The sequence below is a fragment of the Rhodococcus sp. Chr-9 genome, from assembly GCF_000801125.1.
GTDB lineage: Bacteria > Actinomycetota > Actinomycetes > Mycobacteriales > Mycobacteriaceae > Rhodococcus > Rhodococcus pyridinivorans.
Genome location: NZ_JTIZ01000043.1, coordinates 124,781 through 143,187 on the forward strand (window position 1 = coordinate 124,781; position 18,407 = coordinate 143,187).

Annotated in this window: 19 protein-coding genes and 2 pseudogenes; 4 read left to right on the top strand and 17 right to left on the bottom strand. The window is 67.5% G+C overall.

The window, feature by feature from the left end; translation table 11 throughout:
- Nucleotides 1-11: 11 nt before the first annotated feature.
- The gene (locus QR64_RS05080) at nt 12-392 is read left to right on the top strand and encodes a DUF2752 domain-containing protein (protein ID WP_039584396.1); all 381 of its coding nucleotides are present in this window, start codon (nt 12-14) and stop codon (nt 390-392) included.
- A gap of 82 nt (nt 393-474) precedes the next feature.
- On the opposite strand, the gene QR64_RS05085 is transcribed toward QR64_RS05080, so the two are convergent.
- From QR64_RS05085 to QR64_RS05125, 9 genes and pseudogenes are all read right to left on the bottom strand, one after another.
- Nucleotides 475-798 carry a hypothetical protein gene (locus tag QR64_RS05085; RefSeq protein ID WP_039584397.1) on the bottom strand — a complete coding sequence of 108 codons (324 nt, stop codon included), beginning with the start codon at nt 796-798 and terminating at the stop codon, nt 475-477.
- A 121-nt stretch (nt 799-919) separates the two neighbouring features.
- Nucleotides 920-1,654, bottom strand: a complete 735-nt coding sequence (locus tag QR64_RS05090; protein WP_024102468.1) for a WD40 repeat domain-containing protein — start codon at nt 1,652-1,654, stop codon at nt 920-922.
- A gap of 261 nt (nt 1,655-1,915) precedes the next feature.
- Nucleotides 1,916-2,422 (bottom strand): annotated as a pseudogene (locus QR64_RS05095) (transposase); the annotation flags it as partial.
- A gap of 922 nt (nt 2,423-3,344) precedes the next feature.
- Entirely contained in the window at nt 3,345-3,686 is a 342-nt protein-coding gene (locus QR64_RS27580) for a lipopolysaccharide assembly protein LapA domain-containing protein (protein ID WP_232333413.1), read from the bottom strand.
- A 261-nt stretch (nt 3,687-3,947) separates the two neighbouring features.
- On the bottom strand, nt 3,948-4,100 hold the full coding sequence (locus tag QR64_RS26780; RefSeq protein ID WP_019290544.1) for a hypothetical protein: 153 nt from the start codon (nt 4,098-4,100) through the stop codon (nt 3,948-3,950).
- An 8-nt stretch (nt 4,101-4,108) separates the two neighbouring features.
- Entirely contained in the window at nt 4,109-4,327 is a 219-nt protein-coding gene (locus QR64_RS05110) for a hypothetical protein (protein ID WP_006550812.1), read from the bottom strand.
- A gap of 521 nt (nt 4,328-4,848) precedes the next feature.
- Nucleotides 4,849-5,136: pseudogene (locus tag QR64_RS27585) on the bottom strand (response regulator); the annotation flags it as partial.
- A 99-nt stretch (nt 5,137-5,235) separates the two neighbouring features.
- Nucleotides 5,236-6,483 carry a cation:proton antiporter gene (locus QR64_RS05120; RefSeq protein ID WP_039584398.1) on the bottom strand — a complete coding sequence of 416 codons (1,248 nt, stop codon included), beginning with the start codon at nt 6,481-6,483 and terminating at the stop codon, nt 5,236-5,238.
- Nucleotides 6,484-6,571: 88 nt separating this feature from the next.
- Entirely contained in the window at nt 6,572-6,871 is a 300-nt protein-coding gene (locus QR64_RS05125; protein ID WP_019290542.1) for a YrhK family protein, read from the bottom strand.
- A 43-nt stretch (nt 6,872-6,914) separates the two neighbouring features.
- Here QR64_RS05125 and QR64_RS28800 point away from each other — a divergent pair, with 43 nt between their 5' ends.
- On the top strand, nt 6,915-7,187 hold the full coding sequence (locus tag QR64_RS28800; protein ID WP_024102474.1) for a hypothetical protein: 273 nt from the start codon (nt 6,915-6,917) through the stop codon (nt 7,185-7,187).
- A gap of 290 nt (nt 7,188-7,477) precedes the next feature.
- On the opposite strand, the gene QR64_RS05135 is transcribed toward QR64_RS28800, so the two are convergent.
- The 5 genes from QR64_RS05135 to QR64_RS05150 form a co-directional block, all read right to left on the bottom strand.
- On the bottom strand, nt 7,478-7,960 hold the full coding sequence (locus QR64_RS05135) for an ECF subfamily RNA polymerase sigma-24 subunit (RefSeq protein WP_039584399.1): 483 nt from the start codon (nt 7,958-7,960) through the stop codon (nt 7,478-7,480).
- Between the two features lie 27 nt (nt 7,961-7,987).
- A complete protein-coding gene (locus QR64_RS05140; RefSeq protein WP_039584401.1) occupies nt 7,988-9,580 on the bottom strand; it encodes a glycosyltransferase family 87 protein in 1,593 nt (530 codons plus the stop codon).
- Between the two features lie 9 nt (nt 9,581-9,589).
- Nucleotides 9,590-12,229: a transglycosylase domain-containing protein gene (locus QR64_RS05145; protein ID WP_051424945.1), complete on the bottom strand. Its 2,640-nt coding sequence runs from the start codon at nt 12,227-12,229 to the stop codon at nt 9,590-9,592.
- Nucleotides 12,230-12,725: 496 nt separating this feature from the next.
- Entirely contained in the window at nt 12,726-12,902 is a 177-nt protein-coding gene (locus QR64_RS26785) for a hypothetical protein (RefSeq protein ID WP_153811623.1), read from the bottom strand.
- A gap of 15 nt (nt 12,903-12,917) precedes the next feature.
- Nucleotides 12,918-13,340: a DUF5318 domain-containing protein gene (locus QR64_RS05150; RefSeq protein ID WP_172414849.1), complete on the bottom strand. Its 423-nt coding sequence runs from the start codon at nt 13,338-13,340 to the stop codon at nt 12,918-12,920.
- Nucleotides 13,341-13,572: 232 nt separating this feature from the next.
- Between QR64_RS05150 and QR64_RS05155 the strand changes: the two genes are divergently transcribed.
- On the top strand, nt 13,573-14,130 hold the full coding sequence (locus QR64_RS05155; protein WP_006550821.1) for a PadR family transcriptional regulator: 558 nt from the start codon (nt 13,573-13,575) through the stop codon (nt 14,128-14,130).
- Nucleotides 14,123-15,223 (top strand): inositol-3-phosphate synthase, encoded by a 1,101-nt coding sequence (locus QR64_RS05160; RefSeq protein ID WP_006550822.1) that lies wholly within the window; start codon nt 14,123-14,125, stop codon nt 15,221-15,223. Before QR64_RS05155 ends, QR64_RS05160 begins: the two co-directional genes overlap by 8 nt.
- A gap of 88 nt (nt 15,224-15,311) precedes the next feature.
- Here the strand turns inward: QR64_RS05160 and QR64_RS05165 are convergent, their stop codons facing one another.
- From QR64_RS05165 to QR64_RS05175, 3 genes are read right to left on the bottom strand one after another with little or no spacing between them, the layout of a single operon-like run.
- Nucleotides 15,312-16,070 (bottom strand): SDR family oxidoreductase, encoded by a 759-nt coding sequence (locus tag QR64_RS05165; protein WP_006550823.1) that lies wholly within the window; start codon nt 16,068-16,070, stop codon nt 15,312-15,314.
- Nucleotides 16,067-17,140, bottom strand: a complete 1,074-nt coding sequence (locus QR64_RS05170) for a phosphotransferase family protein (protein WP_006550824.1) — start codon at nt 17,138-17,140, stop codon at nt 16,067-16,069. The genes QR64_RS05165 and QR64_RS05170 overlap by 4 nt, the downstream gene beginning before the upstream one ends.
- A gap of 16 nt (nt 17,141-17,156) precedes the next feature.
- Entirely contained in the window at nt 17,157-18,389 is a 1,233-nt protein-coding gene (locus tag QR64_RS05175; RefSeq protein WP_039584402.1) for an acyl-CoA dehydrogenase family protein, read from the bottom strand.
- Nucleotides 18,390-18,407: the final 18 nt, after the last annotated feature.

Consider the following 18,407-nt stretch of genomic DNA (forward strand, 5'->3'; position numbering starts at 1 on the left):
TCGCAGCCCCCATGGCGATCGCCGTGGGTGCGGTCGCGGTGTGCGCCGCGGTGGCGTGGGCCGACCCGACCACGCCGGGCGGGGTCATTCCGCCGTGCCCCACCTACTCACTGTTCGGAATCCTGTGTCCCGGTTGCGGTTCGTCGCGGATGCTGTACTCGCTCGTCCATCTCGACATGCCGGCAGCATTGCACTACAACGCCCTCGGTCTCGTCGCGCTGGCTGTGCTCACCGTGGCCTTCGGTCTATGGACGTGGAGCAGGGCGCAGGGCACACCGATGCCGCGGTGGACGCGATACCGGTGGACCCCGCACCTCGTGCTGATCCTGACGGCGATGTGGTTCGTCGTGCGCAACATCCCGGTCGCGCCGTTCACCGCCCTACGGATCTGACCGTCAGAGGATCGGGCAGTTGACCAGGTAGTCCCAGTCCGTCCCGGGATCCCCGGTCACTCGGACGAGAATCGAGGATGCGCTACCTGCCGGCACATTCACCACTGCGACCCAACTCGTGGTAGGTGCCGGTGACACCTTCCCCTCCCGACTGCCGCGACTGGTTGCACTGCTGGGTCGTCGGCAGCGATGATCCGTTGCCCAGGATCGCACTGCCCAGATCGATCGCCTGTCCACCCAGATCCACCACGCTGCCGGGCAGTTCGGACACGCTGCCGGGCAGATCGTTGCTGCCGGCGCTGCCGGTGGGAGCGGCCGAAGCGGTAACGGGCGCACCGAATGCGACCGCCGCCACCGTGACCGCCGTCAGAACCGCGCGCAGACCCGACCTGCGAATACGAGACATGCTTCCTCCGATGATCGATGCGTTGAATCCCCCACCAGGACGTTCCCACACCGCGAGGCCTGTGCGTATCCTGCAATCGGATGAATCTGTCTCGGTCGGAACATCTTCCGGCCATTCCGATTCACGCCGTGTCGCCGCACGGCGGCCGGAAGGGAACACCCGGCAGGCGCCGTTCCCATTCGTCCTCGGTCACCGGAGTGCCGACGGTGGAACACAGTGTCGCCGCGACGGGCTCGGGGTCGAGTTGCCACAGTCGCACGGAACGGTCGGGACCACCTCCGACGAGCACCGCTCCGTCGTGCGCGAAGGTGGCGTCGCAGACCCGGCTTTCGCAGGCGGTGAGCACCGCGTGGGTGGTGTGGGAGTCCGGTCGGGTGACGTCCCAGATCCACGCCGCCCCGTCGCCGACGCCGGCCGTGAGACGATCCCCGCCGGGGGAGAAGTGCAGCGAGTACACCGCGTCCGCCCGCCCGGTGATCCACGCCAGTTCGCGTGGGACGGCAGGGTCCGCGACATCCCACAGGCGCACACTGCGGTCGGTGCTCGCCGCGGCCAGGATCGTTCCGTCGCCACCGAACGCGACCGTCTGCGCCTGACTCTCGAATCCGGACGACTCGGAGATCCGAGTCGGGTCGGTGGGATCGGAAAGATCCCAAAGTCCGACGAGACCGCCGGCACTCGCTACAGCCACGATGTCGGCAGTGGGATGCCACGACAGCATGTACGGATAGTTGTCGGCTTCGAAGGTGCCGACGACACGCGGAGCAGCGAGATCGGAGGCGCCGACGATCGCGACTTTCGCGTCCCCCGTCGCCGTTACCGCCACGACGGGTCGGTCGGGAGCGAACTCGACCACTCCGACGACACCGTGACGACGCCCTCGGTTGTCCCGGCGAACTGCGGCGCTGCAGGGTCCGCCAGATCCACAGGTGCACGGACCCGCCGGATGTTCCCGCTGCAGCGAGTGATCCGGTCTTCGACAGTGCCGCGGCACCGCTGAACCGATCCTCGACGGATGGGCTCAGAGACGGCAGTTCCACCGCCGCACCGGTATCGGCGATGTCCCACAGCGGCAAACCATTCAACCGTCCTCCGCCGCCCGAGTTGGCTCCTTTCGTTAGTGCGTGAGTGAGGACCCCGAAATCCGGTCGAGCAGTCCTTGTAGGTCGGCGTCGACCTGCGGTGGGAAGATGTGTCGGGTGCCGTTGATCGCGATGGTCGCCGACCGCAGCGGACGCAGCAGTTTGACGACCTTGACGATCGCGAGACCGCTGCGTTCCTGCACCACCCGGGAGACCGCCAATGCCGCGAACACCACCGTCAGGTGCGCCTCGATCGCATCGCGGGTGCGGTGGAAGATCGGCCGGGCCCGCAGATCCGTCTTCGACATCCGGAACGACTGTTCGACATGCCACAACTCGTGATACTTGCCGATGATCTCGCTCGGATCCATCAGGGAGACAGGAAGGTTGGTGACGTAACCTTTCAGGACGACGAGCATCCTGGCGCGTTCGAGCGAGGCAGTGTCCAGCCGCCGGCCCTTCGCGGTGACTGTCACAAACCGTGTGGACTTCGGCGCGGCGTCCCCGTCGACTACGGCCCGGGTGCGGGCTTCCTGGGCCGCCCGCCGACAACGGGCGTGGCCCGGATGTGCATGTTCATGTTCGCCTACGAACCCGATGGTCGGTGCTCGGGCTGAGAACTCCGCTCGGCCGATGCCGGGGTGGGTCGTGCCGGTGGGTCGAGGCAGTTGTCGCTGTGCCGGGATTCCTGGGTGCGTTCCTGAATCAGGGGGCGACGTCGATGACCACACGGACCGGGTCATCGAGGGCGTACACCGCGAAGGGCAGGGCCGCATCGGTGTGAGAATGGTTGAGAATTCCTGTCGTGCAGAGACGTCGAGATATCACGGGCTCGCCGGCTGGGGCGGGAGCGGCCGCTCGGTGGGCAGCGGTTCGTTCGGGGTCCAGGCGTCGAAGGGCACCTCGAAGGTGACCGTGCCGGCTCGTTCGAAGGTGAAGGTCACCGGGTGGGTCAGGCCGGGGCGGATCGCTTCGGCGGGGAATCGGCCGCGCACCGTCAGGGGACGATCCGGTGCCGTGGTCGGTCGGAGTTGTTCGATGGGTTCTCCGGCGGCCAGGGAACTGCCGGGCAGAAGTTCGCGTGCCTGATCGGAGGCATCGAGTGTCAACTCTCCGGCGGGGGAGTCGATCGAGACGAGCCGGTCGGGGGNAGAGTGTGACCTGTCCGTATCGGGGGACGGCTGGATCGGTGGGTTCGGCCTCGAAGTACACATTGCGCAGCAGCAGGTCGCCGAGTTCGGCGTTGGTGCCGTTGATGGCGGCCTGCTGGGTATCGGTTTGGGTGATCTGCCCTGCCCCACATGCGACGAGCAGGGGCGCCGTCAACGCGAGAACGAGGAGCGACCAGGCGCGGCGACGCGCGGCCGAGATGCGGTGGGTGTGTAGGCGATGTCGTGCAGGGGGTTCCACAGGGTCTCCTTTTCGTTGTGATCGACCGGGCGTCGGTTCGGACGGTCTGCCGGATCACTGCGCTTTGCGGTAGGCGTGGCGCAGCTGCCAGATCCGGGCGCCGCCGATCACCGCGGCGATCAGCAGTCCCGCCAGAGCTGCGAACAGTAGCGCCACGCCCAGCGGGAGGGTGAAATTCCAGCCGAAGAAGGCAATGGCGGTGCGTTCGGTGTTCTGCAGGATGAACACCAGCAGCGCGATGGTGACCACAGCTCCTACTGTCAGTGCCACCAGCATCCGGCCGGTGCGGGTCGGTTCGACCGCTCCAGCTGCGGGTGCGGTGTGGTCTGCGGACCCGGTGGGGGTTGGGTCGGCGTCACCGGAACGCCGTGCGGGGTGTGAGTTGTGGGTACGCATGATCGGTTTCTCTCTTCATCGGTCCGAAGCAGGCACCAGGGCGATCCCGTGGGTGGTCAGAATGTGCCGAGGGTGCCCTGCCACACGGCCACGAGGAGGTAGATGGCGACAGCGAGGGGATAGTAGGGATTCATCGATGTTCCTCAGCATGCTTTACATGGGCCGCACGGGGCGATGTGACATCACTGCTGCGAGGCAGTGTGAGGGGTCGAGATCTCGAGGGGTGCTCGACATGGGCGCCACGCGCTGTCCGAGGCCAGTTCAGTGCGGTTCGGTGGAGGTGTTCGGCCGTGTGTCGCCGACCGTGGTGTCGCGCTCGGGCCGGTCTGCTGAGGTCGGCGCGTACATGCGGTCCAGGTGCAGCTTGATCCATTCGGTGGCCACGGTCCGGGGGAGAAAGAAGTGCGAGTTCATGATCCTGCTCAGCTGGTGGGTTGCGGATACTCGCAGTCCACGGTCGGGTTGATTCCCATGTAGTTCAGGGGTCCGGCCACGATGGTTACGGCGATGGTGCCGACGCTGGCGCAGTTGGTCGAGGCGTCACCGTAGTATCCGCGTTGTCCTGCGGCGACGGCGCCGATGATCAACCAGATCAGTATCAGGAGGCTGAGCAGGCCGGATAGACGGCTTCTGGTTCGCATCGTGTGCTCCTGTCCACGAAAGCGGCGGCATCGCGCACGGTGCTCGGTCCGCCGTCCCAACCCGATGTGTGCTGTGTGCGGGACTGGGTGCTCGATCCGATCGGCGTTACCCGGCGGGTGCGCCCTCCGATACGCTGTTCGTTGCGGCGAAGCAACTGTTGCGATCTATGGTGCATCGTGAAATCGGCGGTGGATCTTGCGCTTTCGTTTCTACGGTCCACCCTAGTAACGCGGTGGAGGCGTGCCAAGGCAGGAGGGAGGATGTGGGTTGATGGTTATGCGATTGCAATCACTCGGTGCGGTCCGGGTCAATTCGTGCCCGGAATGATCCGTCCCTCTCACGACAGGGCTACCGGTCACGCTCCTCGAGGCCGCGGGCAGAAAGGGTGTGCGCGTAGCGGCGATCGCGGTGACCTCAGCCCAGGCAGCGGCCTGGTTCGCCTCGTCCCGTCCGCCGCCACGTTCGACGAGCCGGAAGGCGAGCGTTGCGGTGATCTCAACTCTGCGCCGGCCGCTCGGACTCAGAGCGTGCTGGGTGTGGGAGGGTGGCCGGGTAGCCGCACCACATGCAAGAAAGAGTTGTCGATCTTGCGGATCACGTCGGCGAACTGATCGAAGTCGACGGGTTTGGTGATGCAGACATTGGCGTGCAGCCGGTAACTGCGTAGCAAGTCTTCTTCGGCTGCGGAGGAGGTCAGCCAGCACCTCACGGCCATCGCGGCTGGGGAGATTCAAATCGAGCAGGACCAGATCCGGGCGGAGCGCATCTCTGTACAGGCCCCGTGGCGGTGCAGGAACTGCAAGGCTTGCTATGCCACAACGTTGCATAGATGTCCGCAACGCCCCTGCGATGAGTGCCGGGGGGTTCCCCCTGCGCCGAGCGCACTGAGTAACCACGTCATTGCCGTCTACCTCCGGTCCCTATCAGGGGCCGGTTGCACGCGATCGCCTCGTCCTGCTCCGGCCCGGATGTAGAGTTTGCGTCCCGCCGCGCCGGTGAGACCGAACGCGACCGTGCTCGCGGTCAGCACGAGCGTGCCGGCGCCGAGCACGGCGTCGTCGACGCCGAGACGTTCGGCTTCCATCGTCAGATAGAACAATGCGGATACCCCCACCGGCCCGAACCAGCCGAGATACATCGCGTCGGGCAGCGGTAGATGCAGTGGCCGTCGCAACAACAGTACGACCGGGATCCGCCGCAGAAGCAGGACAGCGACCACCAGGGCGGGCGCCTTCCAGCCCAGCTCGGCCCACTGCTGCCACGGTAGGGCGGCGCCGAGCAGGAAGAACAACGGCAGGACTGCGAACCTGTTGACGGCCTCGTCGATCTCGACTTCGGAAGTCCGTTCGGCGCCGGTGCCGACGGCGTTGAAGGCCAGGCCGCCGACGAATACGGCGAGCACCCCGTCGACCTGCAGCAGACCGGCCACGCCGAGGATTCCCAGTGCCAGCACAACGGTGAACAACAGGGCCGGGCCGTGTGCGGTGGCGCCGTGCTTGTCACCCAGTCGCAGTGCTGCACCGCCTACGGCGCCGAGGAGTGCGCCGGCGATCAGGGCGCCGAGGACCTGCCACAGTGATTCGGTGATCGCCGCACCGGCGCTGAGTGGACCGGCGACCGCGATCGCGGCGACCACCAGTGGCAGCGCCAGGCCGTCGTTCGCGCCGGATTCGAGCGAGAGCAGCTGTCGGTCCCGGGCGGGTAGGTCCCGTTCGGCGAGATCTCCGGTGACCACACTCGAGGCCAGCACCGGATCGGTGGGACAGATCGCGGTGCCGAACAACAGTGCCGCGGCCAGCGGTAATCCGGCCACCGCCCATCCGAGTCCGGTCGAGATCGCCGCCATCGCGGGCATGACGATCAACAGCAACACGGCCAGTGCGCGGCGGTGGCGACGCACCGCGGCGATGGGGTAACGCAAGGCAACCGCCATCACGGACACGGCCAAGAGAACCCTGGCGAGCTCGTGGAACAGACCGTGTTCGACCGTCACCGGTGCGATCGGCAACGCATCGAGCAGTTGGGGACCGAGCAGTACCCCGGCAAGCAGACCGAGTAGGGGTTCGGACAACGGCAGTCGGCGCATCGTCGAGGAAATCGCTGCCACGACCACGCCGAGCGCGCCGACCACGGCGAGAACGACATCGATGTGCATGACCGTCGCATTCCCGGATCGACCCCTGGCAATCCTGCACGGCCCGACGAGGGGGCTCGTGCCGGATCGCGGGCCCAGATTCGGACGGTCAGTAGTCGTAGTCACCGCCGGTGGCGCCGGAGTGATGTCCCAACCGTCGCAGATGAGTGCGCCGGCTCAGGCGGATCACAGGCCGGGCGAGAAAATCGAGCGAGCCGAGCAAGAACAGCCAGGTGCCGGCGGTCTGGGTGGAGTCGAAGAAGAACAACACGCTGCCGACGGTGAAGAACACCGCGATCAGGACGTCGTTGACGATCGAGGCTGTCTCGTACCGGTTGTCGATCACGACCTGCTCCCGGCCGACGGACAGTCGCAGCGACGGATCTGCGTGGGTGCGATCGGTGGCCATGGCCGGGCGAGTACCCGCGTGCAGGTGCGGGTACGCCCGACGAATGTGGTTCGGCAGCTGGTCCGATCCGATGCCTGTGGTGCGCGTCGGTGCGGCCGCCTATCTCTGGCTGGTAGTTCGTACTGCGAATCTCGGCAAAACGAACCCTGGCCAAACTCAACGCCTGCGTGGTGCGGGTGGCGGTGCGCTCATACCGGCCGGCACCGAGTTTGTCGGTGGCCTCGGCTTCGATCAGCGCCTGCATGCCTGCAGGCCGGTGCGGATCAGTTCGGCGAACACGCTGGCGCTGTCGGCGCCGGTGAGTGCGTCGAGCTGAGCGAGCAGGGCAGGGCAGGGCAGGATGATCGTGGGTCATCGCGTAGCTGCTTTCTGTGAGTCACTGTGGTAGGTAACTCGTTGATCACTACGCAATGGCCCACCCCCCGGTGAGGGTCGACACGCCGTGGACCTGTCCGGATGTCCTCACCAGATTCCCACCACTCCCCGGGACTTACCCCGCCCGCGAGAAGGAAGTTCTGCTCACCTGACTGGCAGCGGACTCGAAGACCGAAGCGGCGAGGCGGCTGTTCATCTCGCACCCGTGGATGTGGACTCTGTCCACCCGGTTCAGGCCGCGCGCAGGGAACTCAGCGCCGCGTGCTGCTCGACACCGACCCGTCCCGGCGCCACGGCGAGCGCCACCGCGGTCTGCCACGAGTCGAGACCCACGATGGTGCGCAGGATGAGGATCTCCTGCTGGAGTCGGGTCAGAGGGAAGGCCCGCGGGCTCGCGAACTCGGCATCGGCCGCGTCGGCGACCAGCGTGTAGGCCAACCGCAGGAAAGGCCGGTCGGCTCCGGACGGCGCGGTGAGCTCGGCGAGAATCGCACGGCAGGCAGCCAGGGCGAGACGATCGGCGTCGGCGATGGTACCTCCGGCGGCTTTCGCACGGGCCCGGAAGTAGGCGATCACGAGCGGATGCAGGTCGCGCAGAAGTCGTGGGATCGCGGTGGCGTCGCCGCTCGCGACCGTCCACGCCAACTCACACGTCGTGAACTGTGAGGCGGTGACATCCGTCCCCGCTCCGAATCCCCGTCCGCCGCTCGCCATTGTCCCCCCTCGTGCTCGTTCCCGAGCCTAGGGGACCGACGAAGTCTCCGACATCCCTCGTTCGGATGATTCTTCTCTTGTGACCCGATGGTGAGCAGGTCGCAACCTGGCGGGCAGCCATCGTGGCGGACGGTCGGGAGCCTGGTCGAGCACACCACCGACGGGATCGTCGACGAAGCCGTACCGCACGGGATCCCGCACCGGACGCCGGATCTGCCACAGCACAACCGCGCACAGTGCCACGACGGCGACGTCGCGCAGGAAGACCGTGGCGGTGAACCACTGCTCCGGCAGCCCCTTCCGATCGGGACCGAGGTAGTAGTACATGCGCGGAACCCACACCAGCGCATCGATCGTCATCCAGGCGACCAGTGCGCGCCGGTGGGGTACGGCCAGCACGGCGAGCGGCACGAGCCACAGCGAATACTGCGGACTCCACACCTTGTTCGTGAGCAGGAAGGCCGCGACGAGAAGGAAACACAGCTGCGCGAGGCGGGGACGGCGCGGCGCGGTGAGCCCGATCCACCCGATCGCGGCGCAGGCCGCGGCGAACAACACGAGCGAGACCCCATTGAAGGTCGAGGCCGACCAGGCCGGCCAGCCCACGAACGAGTGCAGCACGTTGTAGATCGAATCCGGATCCGCTCCGCGATCGGAGTTGAGTCGGAAGAACTCCGCCCACCCGCTCGGGTACAGCACCATGATCGGCAGGTTCACCACTAGCCACGCCGCGGCGGCCGCTCCCGCGGTGCGGGCAAACGACCGCAGGTGGCCGGTCCGCAGGCACAGCACCAGCAGCGGACCGAGCAACAGCAAGGGATACAACTTCGTCGCCGCACCGAGGCCGAGCAGGGCGCCGGCGAGAACCGGTCGACGGCGGGCCCACGCCAGCAGACCACCCGCGGCGAAGGCCGTGGCCAGGGCATCGAAGTTCGTGAAGGCGTGCACCACGACCAGTGGTGACGCCGCGACGAGCGCGGCGTCCCAGATCCTGCGGCCCGCCGACATCGCGGTGGCCCACACCGTGACGAGCCAGGCGAGCGCGAGACCGACCGCGACGACGGCGAAGTAGATCGCGACCTGCAGTGCATCGGGGAGCCACGGTGTGGCGTCCCACGCCTTCGCGATGCGCATCGAGCCGTACTGGTAGAGCCCCGCGAGCACCGGATACTCCATGTACCGGGTCTGCATCTGCCCGTCCGGGCCGGGTTCCTCCCACGACGTCCGGTACGGGAAGGCGCCCTCGGCGAGCCGTTCGGCACCGTAGAGCGGAACGATGTCGGAATAACACATCGCCACGTACTGCCGGTTGCCGCTCCAGTCCAGGCCGAGCGCGCCGTCGGGACCGACGGGTCCCTGCTGGACGCAGGCCGCCTTCGTGAACCAGCCGAAGGCGAGGAAGACGACCGCGAGCAGCAACATCGCCCGCAGGGGAGTGAAGAAGCGGGTGCGCCCGAGCACGGCGTGCCGGCCCACCGGACCGCCGATGACGGCGGTCAGGCGCGACACCGTCGGGTCGGTACGCCCGGGGGTGTCGCGCCAGTCCAGGGAACGACGATCCTCGGCCGGTGGTGCAGCGGACACCACCGGCCGGGCGTCGGATCCCCGGTCGTCGCTCACGCGGCGAGGCTACCCGGCCGGAGCGTATTCGAACGCGCCCTGGGGACTACCGCCCTGCGCGCCCTGGAATCCGCCTCCCTGCGCGCCCGGGATCGCGGGGCTCTCGAGTCCCGGGATGCGGTTCTGCGGAGGCGATCCACCCTCGTCGGAGTCGTCGCCGGTACCACCGCCGGTTCCGCCGCCGGTATCCTCGCTCTCCTCCTCCTGACCGCCGTTACCGGGACGGGAGGGCGCGTTCTGGGTGGTCGTCTGCGGGGCGACACCCGGAACGGGGATGGTGACGCCGGGGAAGATCTCCACGTTCTGCGTGGTGATCTCCGGAACCTCGGGAAGACTCGGCACGACACGCGAGGTGGTGGTCTGCTCACGGGTGGCCGGAGCTGTCGTCGACGCGGTCCACGCCGGCACGCCGGAGACACCGGCGATCGGTTCCGGCTTCGGGAACGACTCGACCTCGGTGCCCTCGAGAGCGCCGTCCATCGTGTCCTTCCAGATGTCCGACGGGATACCCGAGCCGTAGATCATGCCGCCCCAGCTGTTCTCGAGGGGCAGGCCCTCCTCGGTGCCGACCCACACCGCGGTCGACAGCGACGGGGTGTAACCGACCATCCACGCGTCCTTGTTGGAGCCGGTGTCGCCGAGCTGAGCGGTACCGGTCTTCGACGCGGACGGACGGCCGCCGGCCAGGGCGTGGCCGTTCGAGTACGCGGCGATCGGGGTCATCGCGGAAGTGGTGTTGTCGGCCACCGCCGCGTCGACGACCTGCTCACCGGCAGGGGTGCCACGGTCGAGGAGCACCTCGCCGTCGGACGTCACGACCTTCTGCACGAAGTACGGCTCGTGATGACGGCCGGACGCCGCGAGCGTGGCGTACGCCGAGGCCATGTCGAGCACGCGCGACTGGTACTGGCCCAGCACGATGCCGTAGTTGGGGCCGACGCCCTCCGGCTCGGTGAGCGTCTCACCGATGCCCGGCAGTTCCTTCGCGACACCCAACTTGTGCGCCATGTCGGCGATGGCCTGCGGGCCGTTGTCCATCTCGAGCATCATCCGGTAGAAGCTCGTGTTCAGCGACCGCTTGAGCGCTTCGGCGATAGTGCACTGCCCGCACGACTCGCCCTCGACGTTGCCGATCTTGATGCCGTTGACCGTCAGCGGACCGCTGTCGTAGGTCTGCGACAACGGCACGCCCTGGTCGAGGTTGGCGGCCAGGCCGAACACCTTGAACGACGACCCCGTCTGCAGACCGGACTGGGCGAAGTCGTAACCGACACCGCTCTCCCCGCCGTAGTAGGCGCGGATCGCCCCGGACCGGGGATCGACCGACACCACCGCGGTACGCAACTCCTCGGGTTCGCCCTCGAGATTGCTCTGCGCCGCCTCGACCGCCGACTGCTGGGCCTGGGGGTCGATCGTCGTGGTGATCTGGAGACCGGCCGTATTGAGGAGGTTCTCGTCGATGCCCTCGCGGGACAACTCGGCGAGCACCTGGTTCTTGATCAGACCTTCGGGGCCGGACGACTGGTCGCCGTTGTCGAGCTCAGCGATCGGCACGTAGGCCGGGTACTTCATACCCGACCGTTCGGCGGCATCGAGCGTGCCGGCGGCGACCATGCCGTCGAGCACGTAGTTCCAGCGCGCCTCCGCACCCTCGGGGTTCTGCTCGGGATCGAGCAGCGACGGCAACTGGATCGACGACGCGAGCACGGCGCCCTCCTCGACGGTGAGCTCACCGACGGGCTTGCCGAAGTACGCGTTCGACGCCGCTGCGATGCCGTAGGCACCGCGACCGAAGTAGATGGTGTTGAGGTAGGCCGCGAGGATGTCGTCCTTGGCCCACTGGTTCGCCATCTTCGTCGACAGCACCAGCTCCTTGAGCTTTCGCGTCAACGTCCGCTCGGAACCGACGACGGCGACCTTCACGTACTGCTGGGTGATGGTCGAACCACCACCGGCGCTGTCGCGGCCGAGCACGTTGTCGCGGGCGGCACGCGCGAAGCCGGTGACCGAGAAGCCGGGATTGCTGTAGAAATCGCGGTCCTCGGCGGCGAGCACGGCGTTGCGGACGTGCACGGGGATCGCGTCGAGTTCGACCTCGGTGCGGTTGCCCTCCGGTGGGATCACCTTCGTGATGACACCCTGACCGTCGGAGTTGAAGATGGTCGCGGCCTGGTTCGTCTGCAGCTCACCGGGGCGCGGCACGTCCTGGACGATGTACGCCAGCATGAACATGAGGATCGGGACGAGGATGCCGGCGGCGACCACGCCGTAACCGATCCGGCGAATCGTGCGCCAGCGGTTGCTCTTGCCGTCGCCCTTTCCACCCCCGGCGCCGCCACCCGAACCGCCACCGGGCGGAACCGTGGGAGGTCCGCCTGCGGGCGGGCCACCGGCAACGCGCGTCGTGGGTGCATCGTCCGCAGCACTCGCACTCTTTGCAGCACTCGCACCGACTGCAGCGCTCGCCGCGGAGACCCGCTGCGTCGGGGCATCCGCTCCGGGACGCTGTACACCTGCCGCGTCCGCTCCGGGACGCTGCGCACCTGCCGCGTCCGCTCCGGGACGCATGGCGACGGTCGGATCGGCCTGCGGCGTGCGCTGGACGGGAGGCACCGCGCCGGGCGGCAACGTGCCGGGCCGCGGCGGCATCGACTGGTTGGGGTTACGCGGCTGGTTGGCGCCCGGGGCGGGCACCGGTCCGCGCGGTGGGTACGGCTGTCCCGGTCGGCCCTGCTGGGGGCCCGGTCCCTGCCCCTGACCGGGAGCCGGAGGGCGCTGTCCCTGGCCGGGGGACTGAGGACGCTGTCCCTGACCGGGAGCCTGGGGCGGGTACGGCGGCCGGCCGCCGGGGCGCGGCGGTTGCTGACCTGCGGGACCACCGGGCTGTCCGCCCGGTCGACCCGGCTGGCCCTGTGCTCCCGGCTGGCCCTGCGGGCGCGGTTGCGGCGGCAACGGACGACCCTGCACCGGGCCCTGGGCAGGGCGCTGCTGTCCCGGAGCGGGCTGTCCCGGACCCGGCTGTCCCTGACCGGCACCGGCAGGAGGACCGGGACGTTGCTGCCCGGGTTGCGGTCCGGCGGGACCGCTGCGCTGGGGCGGGACGGCCTTGTTGTCCTCGGGTTCGTTGTCGGGGGAACTCACGTACTCATCTCCAACTGTTCTCGCGACGCATCACGCCGCGGCCTCGACACTGCTCCACGAAGAGCCGATCGGCGATGCCGACGGACGGCAGTCGATCGACGATGTGCGCAGCGGACGACGCGACGATCAGGTCGTGCGGGTCGGACCCAGGAGCGAACTCCACGAGAAAGCGTACGGGCACGTTGCCGGTACCCCTTCACTCGCTGGCGGTACGACGGCTCGATCCCGTCGACCGGCGACGCGGGCTCTTGGGTGCTGGTTGCGATCCCAGGACGTACGACTGCACCAGGTGATTCCAGCTGCAGGTGCGGCACACCTCGACCACGTGAACCGAGAATTCCTCCTGGCTGGCGGCCAGACGCACCAACTCTTCGGGGGTGCGCGCCGACCCGGACACCGGACCGAGTTTGTCGCCGAAGACCCACGAGACAAGAGTCAACTGCTCCTTACGGCAGATGGGGCACATCACATCGCTGCCCCGGCCGTGAAATTTCGCCGCCCGCAGCAGATAGGGGCTCGCGTCGCAGACCTCGCTGACTCCGCGTCGCCCCGAGTAGACCTCTGCGAGCAGCGAGCGCCGCTGCAACGCGTAGTCCACCACCTGCCGCTGAATTCGCACGGCTTCCAGAGTACGTGCGGGCGATGCGGCGAGGGGCGGGGAGTGGCCCACCGGACATCGAAGACGGGTGGTCGAGGTGGCACCGACGCATGTCCGATCGGGTCCGGAGAAGGGTGCCCGCCCGCAACCGGACGTGACACGAACCGTATGGGGCGTATCGTCGTATATATCGGCGCGATATAGTTCCGTGTCGTATCAATCGGTTGGTTCGAACGGAAACAGGAGGTGACCCGTGCTGGAACTGGCGATACTCGGGCTCCTCCTCGAATCGCCCATGCACGGCTACGAGCTGCGCAAGCGTCTGACCGGGCTCCTCGGAGCCTTCCGCGCCTTCTCCTACGGGTCGCTCTATCCGACTCTGCGGAGAATGCAGGCGGACGGCCTCATCGAAGAGGATCCGGGAATTCCCGGTCCCGTGAAACGACGTGCCCGCCGCGTCTATCAGCTCACCCCGAAGGGTCGAGAACGCTTCACCGAGCTGGTCGCCGACACGGGACCGCAGAACTACACCGATGACGGATTCGGCGTGCACCTCGCCTTCTTCGGTCGCACTCCCGCCGAAGCGCGGATGCGAATTCTCGAAGGCAGGCGCCGCCAGGTCGAGGAGCGCAGAGAAGCGCTCCGCGATGCGATCGGACGGGCCAGCGGCACACTCGATCGTTACACCCGTCAGCTCCATCAGCTCGGCCTCGAGTCCAGCGAGCGCGAGGTGCGCTGGCTCAACGAACTCATCGCCGCCGAGCAGTCGTCAGCAGCACGCAACAAAGAAGGAGAACCCGACCATGGGTGAGAACAGCACCGCGGTGCGCGTGGCCATTGTGGGCGTGGGGAACTGTGCCTCTTCCCTGGTCCAGGGCGTCGAGTACTACAAGGATGCGGACGCCGAGACCACCGTCCCCGGCCTGATGCACGTCGAATTCGGTCCCTACCACGTGCGCGACGTCCAGTTCGTCGCCGCGTTCGACGTGGATGCCAAGAAGGTCGGCTTCGACCTGTCCGAGGCGATCCTCGCGAGCGAGAACAACACCATCAAGATCGCCGATGTGCCGCCGCTCGGCGTGCCCGTGCAGCGCGGCCACACGCTCGACGGCATCGGCAAGTACTACGCCGAGACCATCGAGCTGTCCGACACCGAGCCCGTCGACGTGGTTCAGGCGCTCAAGGACGCCCAGGTCGACGTTCTCGTCTCCTACCTCCCCGTGGGTTCCGAAGAGGCCGACAAGTTCTACGCGCAGTGCGCCATCGACGCGGGCGTCGCCTTCGTCAACGCTCTCCCCGTGTTCATCGCCTCCGACCCCGAGTGGGCGCAGAAGTTCACCGACGCCGGTGTCCCGATCGTCGGCGACGACATCAAATCGCAGGTCGGCGCCACCATCACCCACCGCGTGATGGCAAAGCTGTTCGAGGACCGCGGTGTCGTGCTCGACCGCACGTACCAGCTCAACGTCGGCGGCAACATGGACTTCAAGAACATGCTCGAGCGCGAGCGTCTGGAGTCGAAGAAGGTCTCCAAGACCCAGGCCGTCACGTCGAACCTCAACGGCCCCCTCGCCGGCAAGGTCCACGACCGCGACGTGCACATCGGCCCCTCCGACTACGTGCAGTGGCTCGACGACCGCAAGTGGGCATACGTCCGCCTGGAGGGTCGCGCCTTCGGTGACGCCCCGCTGAACCTCGAGTACAAGCTCGAGGTCTGGGACTCCCCGAACTCGGCCGGCATCATCATCGACGCCATCCGCGCGGCGAAGATCGCCAAGGACCGCGGCATCGGCGGCCCGATCCTCCCGGCTTCGGCATACCTGATGAAGTCCCCGCCGGTCCAGATGGCCGACGATTCCGCTCGTGCCCAGCTCGAGGCGTTCATCATCGGAGCCGACGCGTAAGTCGTTCTCCGGCAGTATTTCCGGCGAAGGCCGCATCCCTCACGTGGGATGCGGCCTTCGCCGTTGCCGCTGTGGGTTCCGGACCCGCCTACGCCATCTTCCGGATCACCGACAGCGGCAGCACCTTCATCGCGTAGCCGAGCGGAATCCACGGCCAGCCCGGCACGTACGCCTTGGCCGGTTCCTTCTCGATCGCAGCCGCCAGTGCGCGACAACCTGTTTCGGTGTCGACGATGAACGGGACCTTCTTCACCTTCTCGTTGATCTCCGACCGGATGTATCCCGGGAAGATCGTGCTCACCGAGATGTCGGTGTCGGCGAGGTCGGCCCGCATCCCCTCACCGAGCGAGGCGACGGCGGCCTTCGACGCGGCGTAGGTCGTCAGGTTGCGCGGCATGCCCCGCACCGCGCTCATGGACGAGATGAGGACGACGTGCCCGCGCCCACGGGGCCGCATGAGCTCGAGGGCCGCTTCGCTCTGCGCCAGTGCACCGAGGAAGTTGGTGTTCGCCGTCTGGGCGTTCGCGCGGAAGTAGCCGGTACCGAGCGGTTGTCCCTTGCCGAGGCCGGCGTTGACGATCACCCGGTCGAGACCACCGAGCTCCTCGTCGAACTCGCGGAAGACGGTGAACACGTCGTCGTGCTTGTTCACATCGAGAGCGCGCACGCTCACGGTGATGCCCGGGTACGCGGCGAGCAGTTCGTCCCGCAGCTCCTCGAGCCGTTCGACGCGCCGAGCGGCGAGCGCGAGATTCCTTCCTCGCGCGGCGAATTCACGCGCCATTCCGGCACCGAGGCCGGAACTCGCACCGGTGATGAGGATGTTCCGTCGCTGCGGGCGGCTCATCGGCTCTCCTTCTCGTATCGATCGATCAATGCACTGCAACGGGATTCGAGATAGCCGACTACGATCCAGAAGTCCTTGAAGGCAGGATTGGAGGTGTGGCCGTGGTGATAGCGGTAGTAGATCTGCTGGGCGATCACGGCGAGGCGGAACAGTCCGAACACCTCGTAGAATCCCCAACCGTCCACCGGCAGTCCGGTTCGCTCGGAATAGTATTCGACGATCTCCTGACGAGTGAGCATGCCGGGGAGATCGGACGGCTGTCGCTTCGTCAGCAGCAGCATGTCGTCGTCGTCCGCCTGGACCCAGTAGGCGAGCGACGAGCCGAGGTCCATCAGGGGGTCGCCGATGGTGGCCAGCTCCCAGTCGAGGACCGCGACCGGATTCAGCGGATCGTTCTCGTCGAGGACGATGTTGTCGAGCCGGAAGTCGCCGTGGATCACGGTCTGCGCGACGTCCTGCGGCTGCCGAGCCGCCAACCACTCGGTGACACGGGCGAAATCGGGGACGTTGTCGGTGCGGGCCTTGGCGTAGCGCGACGTCCAGCCCGCGACCTGCCGTGCGACGTAACCGGATCCGCGACCCAGTTCGGACAGTCCTGCGGACTCCGGATCGATGCCGTGCAGTTCGACGAGCAGATCGACGATGCGCAGGCACAGAGTGCGGGTATCCGCTTCGGAGAGGTCGAGTTGCGTGGGCGGATTCGTCCGCAGGATGGTGCCGGGAACGCGGTCCATGACGTAGAAGTCGCTGCCGAGCACGCTGTGATCGGTGCACAGGCCGATCATGGTGGGCACGTAGGGGTAGACCGGTGCGAGCATCGACTGGATGCGGTACTCGCGTGCCATGTCGTGACCGGACGACGGCTTCGCCCCGGCCGGCGGCCGGCGCAGCACGAGATCGCGATCCGGATAGCGCAGCAGGTAGGTCAGGTTGGATGCGCCGCCGGAGAACTGGCGGACCTCCGGCACTCCGGTGATGCCGGCGTGCTCGGCGAGCCAGGCCGCGACCGCGTCGACGTCGAAGGCGTCCTCCTCGCGAACGGTGCGGGCGTTGTCGGGAAGTGTGGTCATCGTCGAAATCTCCCTCTCACGCGTACTTGCCGAGTTCGAACCGGGCGACGAGCCCCTGGTGCACCTCGTCGGGTCCGTCGGCGAGACGCAGTGCTCGCGCCGACGTCCATGCACCGGCGAGGGGGAAGTCGTCGGAAAGGCCGCCACCACCGTGGATCTGGATGGCGAAGTCGACGATCTGCTGGGTGACGCGCGGTGCGACGACCTTGATCTCCGAGACCGCCGAGCGCGCTCCGGCGAGTCCCTGCGTGTCGAGCAGCCAGGCCGCGTGCAGGACGAGCAGCCGCAGTTGGTTGATCGCGATACGGGCGTCGGCGATGCGTTCGCGGTTGCCACCGAGGTTGATGATCGGCTTGCCGAAGGCGGTGCGCTCGAGGCCGCGGCGACACGCGAGTTCGAGGGTGTGCTCGGCCAGCCCGACGAGGCGCATGCAGTGGTGGATGCGGCCGGGACCGAGCCGGCCCTGGGCGATCTCGAATCCTCGTCCGGGACCGGCGATGACGGCATCGAGCGGCAGTCGCACGTCGGTGAACGACACCTCGCCGTGGCCGCCGGGCTCGTCGAAGAAGCCCATCGTCGGGAGCATGCGTTCGACCTTCACGCCGGGGGTGTCGAAGGGCACGAGGACCATCGAATGTCGCTGGTACTTGTGGGCTTCCGGATCGGTCAGGCCCATGAAGATGAGCACCTTGCAGTCGGGATGGCCGACGCCGGTGCTCCACCACTTACGGCCGTTGAGCACGATCTCGTCGCCCTCGACCACGGCGGTCGCGGCCATGTTCGTCGCGTCCGACGACGCGACCTCGGGTTCGGTCATGCAGAAGGCCGAACGGATCTCACCGTCGAGGAGCGGGCGCAGCCACTGTTCCTTCTGCGCCTCGCTGCCGTAGTGGTAGAGGACCTCCATGTTGCCGGTGTCGGGGGCGTCGCAGTTGAACACCGCGGAGGCGAACTGCGAGCGGCCCATCTCCTCGGCGAGCGGGGCGTATTCGATGTTCGACAGTCCGGCACCGAGTTCGGCGTCGGGCAGGAAGAGGTTCCACAGGCCCTCGGCGCGGGCCTTGCGCTGCAGCTCGCGGAATTCGGGGGAGACGGCCCACCTCTCGGCGGCGTCGATGTCGCGTCGTCCCTCGCCCGGGGTGCGTCGCTCGGCCCGCAGTCGCTGTTCGACGGGCGTGACCTCGGCGACGATGAACGCTCGGAGGCGTTCGAGATAGTCGCGACTGCGCTCGGACTGTGCGAAATCCATCGGGTGCCTTCCGTCGAG

Coding starts and splice junctions, on each gene's coding strand:
- QR64_RS05080 (WP_039584396.1), top strand. CDS start 12: ATGGCGATCGCCGTGGGTGCGGTCGCGGTGTGCGCCGCGGTGGCGTGG.
- QR64_RS05085 (WP_039584397.1), bottom strand. CDS start 798: ATGTCTCGTATTCGCAGGTCGGGTCTGCGCGCGGTTCTGACGGCGGTC.
- QR64_RS27580 (WP_232333413.1), bottom strand. CDS start 3,686: ATGCGTACCCACAACTCACACCCCGCACGGCGTTCCGGTGACGCCGAC.
- QR64_RS26780 (WP_019290544.1), bottom strand. CDS start 4,100: ATGAACTCGCACTTCTTTCTCCCCCGGACCGTGGCCACCGAATGGATC.
- QR64_RS05110 (WP_006550812.1), bottom strand. CDS start 4,327: ATGCGAACCAGAAGCCGTCTATCCGGCCTGCTCAGCCTCCTGATACTG.
- QR64_RS05120 (WP_039584398.1), bottom strand. CDS start 6,483: ATGCACATCGATGTCGTTCTCGCCGTGGTCGGCGCGCTCGGCGTGGTC.
- QR64_RS05125 (WP_019290542.1), bottom strand. CDS start 6,871: ATGGCCACCGATCGCACCCACGCAGATCCGTCGCTGCGACTGTCCGTC.
- QR64_RS28800 (WP_024102474.1), top strand. CDS start 6,915: ATGTGGTTCGGCAGCTGGTCCGATCCGATGCCTGTGGTGCGCGTCGGT.
- QR64_RS05135 (WP_039584399.1), bottom strand. CDS start 7,960: ATGGCGAGCGGCGGACGGGGATTCGGAGCGGGGACGGATGTCACCGCC.
- QR64_RS05145 (WP_051424945.1), bottom strand. CDS start 12,229: ATGCCGCCGCGGCCCGGCACGTTGCCGCCCGGCGCGGTGCCTCCCGTC.
- QR64_RS05160 (WP_006550822.1), top strand. CDS start 14,123: ATGGGTGAGAACAGCACCGCGGTGCGCGTGGCCATTGTGGGCGTGGGG.
- QR64_RS05165 (WP_006550823.1), bottom strand. CDS start 16,070: ATGAGCCGCCCGCAGCGACGGAACATCCTCATCACCGGTGCGAGTTCC.
- QR64_RS05170 (WP_006550824.1), bottom strand. CDS start 17,140: ATGACCACACTTCCCGACAACGCCCGCACCGTTCGCGAGGAGGACGCC.
- QR64_RS05175 (WP_039584402.1), bottom strand. CDS start 18,389: ATGGATTTCGCACAGTCCGAGCGCAGTCGCGACTATCTCGAACGCCTC.